The organism is Roseateles hydrophilus (assembly GCF_026712245.1).
Lineage (GTDB): Bacteria > Pseudomonadota > Gammaproteobacteria > Burkholderiales > Burkholderiaceae_C > Pelomonas > Pelomonas hydrophilus.
Genome location: NZ_JAPPUY010000001.1, coordinates 1637426 through 1646639, shown reverse-complemented (window position 1 = coordinate 1646639; position 9214 = coordinate 1637426). Strand labels below are relative to the sequence as shown.

Here is a 9214-nt window from a genome sequence, read left to right as displayed (position 1 = left end):
CGCCATAGCGCCCCCGCCCCCGCCCCCGCCCCCGCCCCGGTGGTTCGCCCGCCCGTCACGGCCGCGTCCGAGTACCGCGTGCGCGCGGGCGACTCGCTGTCCAAGGTGGCGGGCCGCACGCAGGTCGCCGGCATCTCGCTGGATCAGATGTTGGTCGGCCTGTTCCGCAACAACCCGGATGCCTTCATCGACGGCAACATGAACCGGCTCAAGGCCGGCTCCGTGCTGCAGGTGCCGGGCAGCGAGTCGCTGGCCTCGGTCTCGGTTCCCGAGGCGCGTCGCATCATCCTGGCCCAGAGCGCTGACTTCTCGGCCTATCGCCAGCGTCTGGCTTCGGCAGCGCCGACGCTGCAGAGCGCGGAGAGCGAGCGCCAGTCCAAGGGTCAGGTGCAGGCCGCTGTGGAGGATCGCCGTCCGGCGGCCGCGCCTGCGCCCGACAAGCTGACGCTGAGCAAGGCCGGCCCGGCCAGCGCGGTGGAGGCCAAGGTCTCCAAGGACACGGAGAAGAAGGACGCAGCAGCCCGCGTGGCCGAGTTGACGCGCAATGTCGAGGAGCTCAAGCGGCTCTCCGACGCCGCCAAGCCGGGTGCAGCTCCCGTGGCGGCGCCGGCCCCGGCCTCGGCCCCTGTTGCGGCGCTGCCTGCAGCGCCCGTGATGCCTGCCGCGCCGGTGGCGGAGCCTGCTTCCGCACCGCTGCCAGTCGTGGCGGCAAGCGCGGCGGCTTCCAAGCCTGCGGTGCGCGCCAGCGCCCCGCTGCCGCCCCCGCCGGTGGCAGAGCCGCCGAGCGTCATTGAGCAGTTGCTGGACAACCCCATCGTGCTGCCGCTGTCCGGCATGCTGGTGGCCGTGCTGGGCGTGCTCGGCTTGCTGCGCCTGCGCGCGCGCCGCCCGGCCAATGCGTCTGAAACGGGCTTCCACGAGAGCCGCCTGCAGCCGGATTCCTTCTTTGGCGGCACGGGTGGTCAGCGCGTGGACACCCGCGACGCGCAGAACAGCGGTCAGTCGTCCATGAGCTACTCGCTGAGCCAGCTCGACGCCATTGGCGACGTCGACCCGGTGGCCGAGGCCGACGTCTACCTGGCCTATGGCCGCGATCTGCAGGCCGAGGAAATCCTGAAGGAGGCGCTGCGCGCCAACCCGACCCGCCTGGCCATCCGCCTCAAGCTGTTGGAGGTTTACGCCAAGCGCCGCGACACCAAGGGCTTCGAGCAACTGGCCGTGCAGTTGTATGCCGAGACCCGTGGCACGGGCGAAGACTGGGCCAAGGCCCAGGAGCTCGGCCGTGGCATCGACCCGGACAACCCGCTGTACCAGCCGGGTGGTTCGCCGCTGCTGCACGACGACGGCGGCCCGGAGCGCCCTGAGCCCATGAACGCCAGCACGCTGCCGCAAACCGCGCTGCCGAGCGGCGCGGCGATGGCGACCGCTGCAGCGGCCCACCTGGGCACCGATGCGATGGCACGCAGCGGCCCGGATACCGGCCCGGTGAGTGGTTTCGACCTTGCGCTGGATCTGGACCTCGACGCGCCCGAGCCGGTGTCGCCCAACGCGATGGCGGCTACGCAGGCCATGCCGGCGTCGGTGGAACACGCGCCGCTGACCATGGACTTCGACATCTCCAGTCGCGGCACGCGCACCGCGCCGCCGGCGCCGGATCTGAGCTTCGACCTCAGCGGTATGGGTGATCTGTCGGCCACGCCGTCGCCGGCGCCGGTGGTGTCGACGGACATCGACTTCGACCTGGGTGAGCCGACCCAGCCCGGCGGCGCCGAGCCGGATCATCTTGCTGACGCGCTGGATGCGCTGGGCGAGGACGAGGGCGATCCGCTGGTGCGGCAGCTGGAGCTGGCGGATGAATTCCGGCAGATTGGCGATACCGAAGGTGCTCGTGAAGTGCTGCAGGAGCTGATCCAGCGCGCCAGCGGCCCGCTGCGTGAGCGTGCGCAGGCCATGCTGAACGAGCTGCGCTGACGCGAAGCCGCGATACTCCAACGCCCGGCCTGGCCGGGCGTTTTTCATTCGAGGTTTGATGAGAGTTGCTCTTGGGGTGAGCTACCGGGGTGGTGGCTACCACGGCTGGCAAAGCCAGCCGAATGGCCGCACGGTGCAGGACGCGCTTGAAAAAGGCCTGTCCGCGTTCGCGGCCCAGCCCATTCGCACCATCTGCGCCGGGCGCACGGACACCGGCGTGCATGGCATCAACCAGGTCGTGCATTTCGACACCGAGGTCGAGCGCGAGCCGTTCTCGTGGGTGCGCGGCGTCAACCGCTACCTGCCGCCGGACATCGCCATCCAGTGGAGCCGCTTTCCTGGCGATGGCTTTCATGCGCGCAACTCGGCCCGTGGTCGCCGTTACGCCTATCTGCTGCTGGAGTCGGCCGTGCGGCCGGCCATCGAATCGGGGCAGTGCGGCTGGTTCTTCCGGCCGCTGGATCAGGCGGCGCTCGAAGCGGCTGCCGAGCGGCTCATCGGCGAGCACGACTTCTCGTCGTTCCGCTCGGCGGAGTGCCAGGCGGCATCGCCCGTCAAGACGCTGCGCGAGATCAGCGTGAGGCGCCGCGGCGCGTACTGGCGCTTCGAGTTCGAGGCCAGCGCCTTCCTGCACCACATGGTGCGCAACCTGATGGGCTGCCTGCTGGCTGTGGGCAGCGGCACGCGGTCCGTCGACTGGGTGTCCGACGTGCTGGCCGCCCGGGACCGCAAGGTCGCGGCGCCAACGTTCGCGCCCGACGGGCTCTACTTCCTCGGCCCGACCTACGACGCCGAGCTGGACATCCCGCGGCAGGTGGCCGCGCTGGATTGGCTTCCATGAGGGCGGGCCGAGCGCCGGGCCGCCGCCAGCCGGCCCGCATCGCCTCGGGGCATGGGCTGGCTTACTCGACAGCCGAGGGGCAAACATGACACGCATCAAGATCTGTGGCCTGACCCGCGAGGCCGACGTTGAAGCGGCCGTTGCGGCCGGTGCCGACGCCATCGGCTTTGTCTTCTACGCCAAGAGCCCGCGCGCTGTGACGCCGCAGCGGGCGAGGGCGCTGGCTGCTTTGCTGCCGCCGTTCGTGACGCCGGTGGGCTTGTTCGTCAACGCGACCGACGATGAACTGCAGGCCGCCTTGGAGGCGTTGCCGAACATGCTGGTGCAGTTCCACGGCGACGAGACGCCCGCGGACTGTGATCGCGTGAAGCGGCCTTACCTGCGCGCCGCGCGCATGGCGCCGGGCTTCGACTTGGTAGACTTCGGGTCCCAGTTTTCCAGTGCCCAGGCCCTGCTGCTCGACGCCCATGTCGACAGCTACGGCGGCGGCGGCAAGGTCTTCGATTGGTCACTCATTCCACCAAACGCAGCCTCTCACCTCGTTTTGTCTGGTGGGTTGAATGCAGCAAACGTCGGCGATGGCATCGCCCGGGTGCGGCCGTGGGCCGTTGATGTGAGTTCCGGCGTCGAGGTGTCCAAGGGCATCAAGAGCGCCGACCAGATGCATGAGTTCTGCCGCGCCGTGAAGCGCGCGGACGCAGGACTGACCTGAGGACATTCCATGTTTGAGTACGACCAGCCCGATGCCACCGGGCACTTCCGCCATGCCGGCAAGCCCACGTTTGGCGGCAGCTTTGTCTCCGAGACCCTCGTCCACGCGCTGGACCAGTTGAAGGACGCGTACGCGCACTACCGCAACGACCCGGAGTTCATTGCCGAGTTCAAGAAAGAGCTCAAGCACTTCGTCGGCCGGCCCAGCCCCATCTATCACGCCGAGCGCCTGAGCCGCGAGCTGGGTGGCGCGCAGATCTACCTCAAGCGCGAAGACCTGAACCACACCGGCGCGCACAAGATCAACAACGTCATTGGCCAGGCGCTGCTGGCCAAGCGCATGGGCAAGCCGCGCGTCATCGCCGAGACCGGCGCCGGCCAGCACGGCGTGGCCACGGCCACCATCTGCGCTCGGTACGGCCTGGAGTGCGTGGTCTACATGGGCAGCGAGGACGTCAAGCGCCAGTCGCCCAATGTCTATCGCATGAAGCTGCTGGGCGCGACGGTCGTGCCGGTGGAGTCCGGCAGCAAGACGCTGAAGGACGCGCTCAACGAAGCGATGCGTGACTGGGTCACGAATGTGGAGAACACCTTCTACATCATCGGCACCGTGGCCGGCCCGCACCCCTACCCGATGATGGTGCGCGACTTCCAGCGCATCATCGGCGACGAGTGCCTGGAGCAGATGCCCGACATGACCGGCCGCCAGCCGGATGCCGTCATCGCCTGCGTGGGCGGCGGCAGCAATGCCATCGGCATCTTCTACCCCTACATCCCGCACGACGGCACCCGCCTCATCGGCGTGGAGGCGGCCGGGGAGGGCATCGCCAGCGGCCGCCATGCGGCCACGCTGTCTGCCGGCAGCCCCGGCGTGCTGCATGGCAACCGCACCTACCTGCTGCAGGACGAGGACGGCCAGATCACCGAGACGCATTCCATCTCGGCCGGCCTGGACTACCCCGGCGTCGGCCCCGAGCATGCGCACCTGAAGGACATCGGCCGCGCCGAGTACGTCGGCGTCACCGACGCCGAGGCGCTCGCCGCCTTCCATCACCTGTGCCGCACCGAGGGCATCATCCCGGCGCTGGAATCCAGCCACGCCGTGGCGCATGCGATGAAGATCGCACCGACGATGGCCAAGGACCAGATCCTGCTCGTCAACCTCTCGGGCCGGGGCGACAAGGACATCGGCACCGTGGCCGATCTGTCCCAGGCCGATTTCTACTGTCGACCCTCCTGCCGCGGGCAGTCGGTCAAGGGCGGCGAGACCGTCGTCGCACTGCCGGGAGGCCGGGCATGAGTCGCATCACCACCACCTTCGCCGCGCTGAAGGCGCAAGGCCGCAAGGCGCTGATCCCCTTCGTCACCGCGGGTGATCCGCACCCGGCCGCCACCGTCGACCTGCTGCTGGCCATGGCCGAGGCGGGCGCTGACGTCATCGAACTGGGTGTGCCGTTCTCCGACCCGATGGCCGACGGTCCGGTCATCCAACGCGCCGGTGAGCGTGCGCTCAAGCACGGCATCGGCCTGCGCAAGGTGCTGGACTATGTCCGCGCCTTCCGCGCCCGCAACGACGCCACGCCACTCGTGCTGATGGGCTATGCCAACCCTGTGGAGCGCTACGGCCTGGACGCCTTCGTGGCCGATGCTGCCGCAGCGGGCGTGGACGGCGTGCTCATCGTCGACTACCCGCCCGAGGAGTGCGACGAGTTCGCCGCCAAGCTGCGTGCGGCGAACATGGATGCCATCTTCCTGCTCGCGCCCACGTCCACCGAGGCCCGCATGGCCCAGGTGGGTCAGTTGGCCAGCGGCTATGTGTACTACGTGTCGCTGAAGGGCGTGACCGGCGCCGGCCACCTGAACACCGCCGCCGTCGCCGAGGCGGTGCCGCGCATCCGCCGCCATGTCAGCACGCCGGTGGGCGTGGGCTTCGGCATCCGCGACGGCGCGACGGCACGCGCGGTGGCCGACGTTTCGGACGCGGTGGTCATCGGCTCCAAGCTGGTTGAACTGCTCGAACGCCAACCCGCCGATAATGTCGCTCCCACCGGCGCGGCTTTCATCCGCGAGATCCGCGCCGCACTCGACAAGAAGGACTGACCATGAGTTGGCTCGACAAACTGCTCCCGCCCAAGATCCAGCAAGGTGACCCGGCCGATCGCCGCACGGTCCCGGAAGGCCTGTGGATCAAGTGCCCGAGCTGCGAGACGGTGCTCTACAAGACCGACCTGGAGCAGAACATCAACGTCTGCCCCAAGTGCTCGCACCACCACCGCATCGGCGCGCGTCCGCGCCTGGATGCCTTCCTCGACGCGGAAGGCCGCTACGAGATCGGCCAGGAAGTCATTCCGGTCGACGCGCTGAAGTTCAAGGACAGCAAGAAGTACCCCGACCGCCTGAAGGAAGCGCTGGAGAACACCGGCGAGACCGATGCGCTGGTCGTCATGGGTGGTGCCGTCATGAGCGTGCCGGTCGTGGCAGCCTGCTTCGAGTTCGACTTCATGGGCGGCTCCATGGGCTCCGTCGTCGGTGAGCGCTTCGTGCGTGGCGTCGAGACGGCCATCGAGCAGAAGACGCCCTTCATCTGCTTCACCGCCACCGGCGGCGCGCGCATGCAGGAAGGCCTGCTGAGCCTGATGCAGATGGCCAAGACCAACGCGTCGCTGACGCGCCTGGCCAAGGCCAAGCTGCCCTACATCAGCGTGCTGACCGACCCCACCATGGGCGGCGTGTCCGCCTCGTTCGCGTTCGTGGGCGACATCGTGCTGGCCGAACCCAAGGCGCTGATCGGCTTTGCCGGCCCGCGCGTTATCGAGAACACCGTGCGCGAGAAGCTGCCCCCGGGCTTCCAGCGTGCCGAGTTCCTGATGGAGAAGGGCGCTGTCGACCAGATCGTGGATCGCCGCCAGTTGCGCGAGACCATCGCGCGCCAGCTCGCCATGCTGCAGCGCCAGAGCGCGGACGCCGTCGCCTGATCGCCGTTCGCAGACCTCCAAGCCAGGCCCCGCGCCTGGCTTTTGTTTTTCCGTGATTCGCCATGACGCTTGATGACTGGCTCGCCCACTGCGAGCGCCTGCACCCCAAGACCATCGACATGACGCTGGACCGCGTCAAGGCGGTGAAGGAGCGGCTGGGCATCGCCTTCGACTGCCCCACCGTCGTCGTCGCCGGCACCAACGGCAAGGGCTCGACCTGCGCGATGCTGGAGTCCATCGCCTTGCATGCGGGCTACCGTGTGGGCCTCTACATCAAGCCCCACCTCGTGCATTTCCAGGAGCGCTGCCGCGTCGGCGGCGAGCCGGTGAAGGCCGAATCGCTGGAGCCGCACTTCGAGGCCGTCGAGGCCGCGCGCGGCGACATCACGCTGACCTACTTCGAATTCACGACGCTGGCCATCATGCGGCGGCTGCAGCATGAGCCGCTGGATCTGGTCATCCTCGAAGTGGGCCTGGGCGGCCGGCTGGACGCAGTCAACGTCATCGACGCCGACTGCGCCGTCATCACCAGCATCGACCTGGATCACACCGAATTCCTCGGCCCCGACCGCGAGAGCGTGGGCCGCGAGAAGGCCGGCATCATGCGGACCGGTCGCCCGGTCGTTGTCAGCGACCCGATGCCGCCCGCCTCGCTGGCGGCCCGCGCGGCTGAACTGGGGGCAGAGCTGCGCCAGCTGGGCCAGGACTTCACCTTCAGCGGCGACCGCACGCAATGGCAATGGGCAGGTCGCGACAAGCGCTTCTCCGGCATGTCCTACCCGGCGCTGCGCGGCGTGAACCAGTTGCTGAATGCGTCCGGCGTGCTGGCTGCGTTCGAGGCGCTGGCCGACCGCCTGCCCATCAGCGCGCAGGCCGTGCGCACCGGCCTCGCGCTGGTCGAGCTGCCCGGGCGCTTCCAGGTGCTGGCGGGCCAGCCGGCTGTGGTGCTGGACGTGGCCCACAACCCGCACGCGGTCGCCGCGCTGGCACAGAACCTCGACCAGATGGGCTTCTTCCCACGCACGCACGCCGTCTTCGGCGCGATGGCGGACAAGGATCTCGGCGGCATCTTGGCGCGCATCGCGCCGCTGGTGGATGTCTGGCATTTCACGGATCTGCCGCTGCCGCGTGCCGCGAGCGCCGCGCAGCTGGAAACGGCCTTCCTCGCCGCCGGGCTTAAGACGCCGCCCGGCGTCGAGACGTACACGCACGCCGCGCCACTGGAGGCGCTGCAGGCTGCAGCGGCCGGCGCAACCACGACCGATAGAATCCTAGTCTTCGGTTCCTTCTACACCGTGGGTGGCGTGTTGCAGCAGGGCATCCCGCGCGTGACCGCTGGCGCCACGGCGCCGCAGCCTCCCACCCTTCACTGAGCCAAACGCCGCCGATGGGCCTGTTTTCCTTCCTCAAGCGCGATGACGCCGCCTCCACTGCGGCGGCGCCCAAGAAGTCCAAGTCGGGAGCCAAGGCCGGCGCGGCGGACGATGTGCAGGTGCTGCGCGTGCGCGCTCGACGCCGCCTGATCGGTGCGGCGGTGCTGGTGGCTGTCGGCGTGGTCGGCTTCCCGCTGATCTTCGAGACCCAACCGCGCCCGATTCCGGTCGATCTGCCCATCGAGATCCCTCGCAAGGAGGCGGCGCCACCGTTGGCCGTGCCCACGCGCGAGCCGTTGAGCGCGGCCGAACCGGCCGCCGTGGCCGCGTCAAGCCCGATCGTGGCCTTGCCCGTTGAGCCGAGGGGCGAGGAAAAGTCTGTCGACAGGCCCGCTGAGAAGCCGCTGGAGAAGCTCGCCGAGAAGCCGGTCGACAAGCCGCCCGTCGAGAAGCCTGTGGTCAAGGCCGCCGACAAGCCACCCGAGAAGCCGCTCGACAAGCCCAAGGCCGCCAGTGACGGCGCGCGCGCCCAGGCCTTGCTGGACGGCAAGGAGCCGGCGGCTGCGCGCTACATCGTGCAGGTCGGCGCTTACGGTGAGAACAAAGCCGCGCAGGAGGTGCGCGGCAAGGTCGAGAAGCTGGGCCTGAAGACATACGCGCAGGCTGTGGAGACGGCCGACGGCAAGCGCATCCGGGTGCGCCTGGGCCCGTTCGCGAGCCGAGATGAGGCCGAGCGTGCCTCTGCCAAGCTCAAAAGCGCCGGCCTGCCGGGCGCCATCCTGACGCTCTGACGGCACGCCTATGGACGTCGAACTGAGCTGGGTCGATCTCGCGCTGGCGGCATTGCTGCTGCTGTCGATAGGCATCGGCCTGTGGCGCGGTCTGGTGTTCGAGGTGATGTCGCTGGCTGGTTGGGTGGTCGCGTATTTCGCGGCGTCGCCGTTGTCGCCGGTTGTGGCGAGCTTGCTGCCCGAGGGCAAGTTCGGGCCGGCTGTGCTGCATGTCGTGTCCCTGGCGCTGGCGTTCTTCTTCGTGCTCATCGTCTGGAGCCTGGCCACCCGGCTGGTCAAGACGCTCATCCACGCGACGCCGCTCTCGGTGGTGGACCGCCTCGGTGGCGCCGGTTTCGGCGCGTTGCGAGGCGTCTTCATCGCGTTGCTGCTGGTGCTTGTCATCGGCGCCTCGCCGCTGGCTGAAACCAGCACCTGGCAGGCCTCGCGTGCTGCGCCCGTGCTCGCTGGCGTGCTGCGTGAGGCCACGCCCTTGCTGCCCGAACCTGTTGCCCGTTTTGTTTCCCGTTCGATGACTCCGCCTGGGGCGGCATCGACTGACTGATTAAGGAC

9 protein-coding genes are annotated in these 9214 nt (G+C 68.9%); all 9 read left to right on the top strand.

Features of this window, described 5'->3' with window-relative positions:
- Positions 1 to 1971 (top strand): FimV/HubP family polar landmark protein (locus NYO99_RS07235; protein WP_268166428.1); only part of this gene is annotated, 1971 nt, incomplete at its 5' end.
- A gap of 58 nt (positions 1972 to 2029) precedes the next feature.
- Positions 2030 to 2812 carry a tRNA pseudouridine(38-40) synthase TruA gene (truA, locus tag NYO99_RS07230; RefSeq protein ID WP_268166427.1) on the top strand — a complete coding sequence of 261 codons (783 nt, stop codon included), beginning with the start codon at positions 2030 to 2032 and terminating at the stop codon, positions 2810 to 2812.
- An 85-nt stretch (positions 2813 to 2897) separates the two neighbouring features.
- Entirely contained in the window at positions 2898 to 3524 is a 627-nt protein-coding gene (locus NYO99_RS07225; RefSeq protein ID WP_268166426.1) for a phosphoribosylanthranilate isomerase, read from the top strand.
- A 9-nt stretch (positions 3525 to 3533) separates the two neighbouring features.
- Positions 3534 to 4823 carry a tryptophan synthase subunit beta gene (gene trpB, locus NYO99_RS07220; RefSeq protein ID WP_268166424.1) on the top strand — a complete coding sequence of 430 codons (1290 nt, stop codon included), beginning with the start codon at positions 3534 to 3536 and terminating at the stop codon, positions 4821 to 4823.
- A complete protein-coding gene (gene trpA, locus NYO99_RS07215; RefSeq protein WP_268166422.1) occupies positions 4820 to 5623 on the top strand; it encodes a tryptophan synthase subunit alpha in 804 nt (267 codons plus the stop codon). The genes trpB and trpA overlap by 4 nt, the downstream gene beginning before the upstream one ends.
- Positions 5624 to 5625: 2 nt before the next feature.
- Entirely contained in the window at positions 5626 to 6498 is an 873-nt protein-coding gene (gene accD / locus NYO99_RS07210; RefSeq protein WP_268166421.1) for an acetyl-CoA carboxylase, carboxyltransferase subunit beta, read from the top strand.
- A gap of 62 nt (positions 6499 to 6560) precedes the next feature.
- Complete coding sequence (folC, locus tag NYO99_RS07205) at positions 6561 to 7871, top strand: bifunctional tetrahydrofolate synthase/dihydrofolate synthase (RefSeq protein WP_268166420.1); 1311 nt, start codon at positions 6561 to 6563, stop codon at positions 7869 to 7871.
- 14 nt (positions 7872 to 7885) lie between these two features.
- On the top strand, positions 7886 to 8662 hold the full coding sequence (locus tag NYO99_RS07200; RefSeq protein WP_268166419.1) for an SPOR domain-containing protein: 777 nt from the start codon (positions 7886 to 7888) through the stop codon (positions 8660 to 8662).
- 10 nt (positions 8663 to 8672) lie between these two features.
- Entirely contained in the window at positions 8673 to 9206 is a 534-nt protein-coding gene (locus tag NYO99_RS07195) for a CvpA family protein (protein WP_268166418.1), read from the top strand.
- Positions 9207 to 9214: the final 8 nt, after the last annotated feature.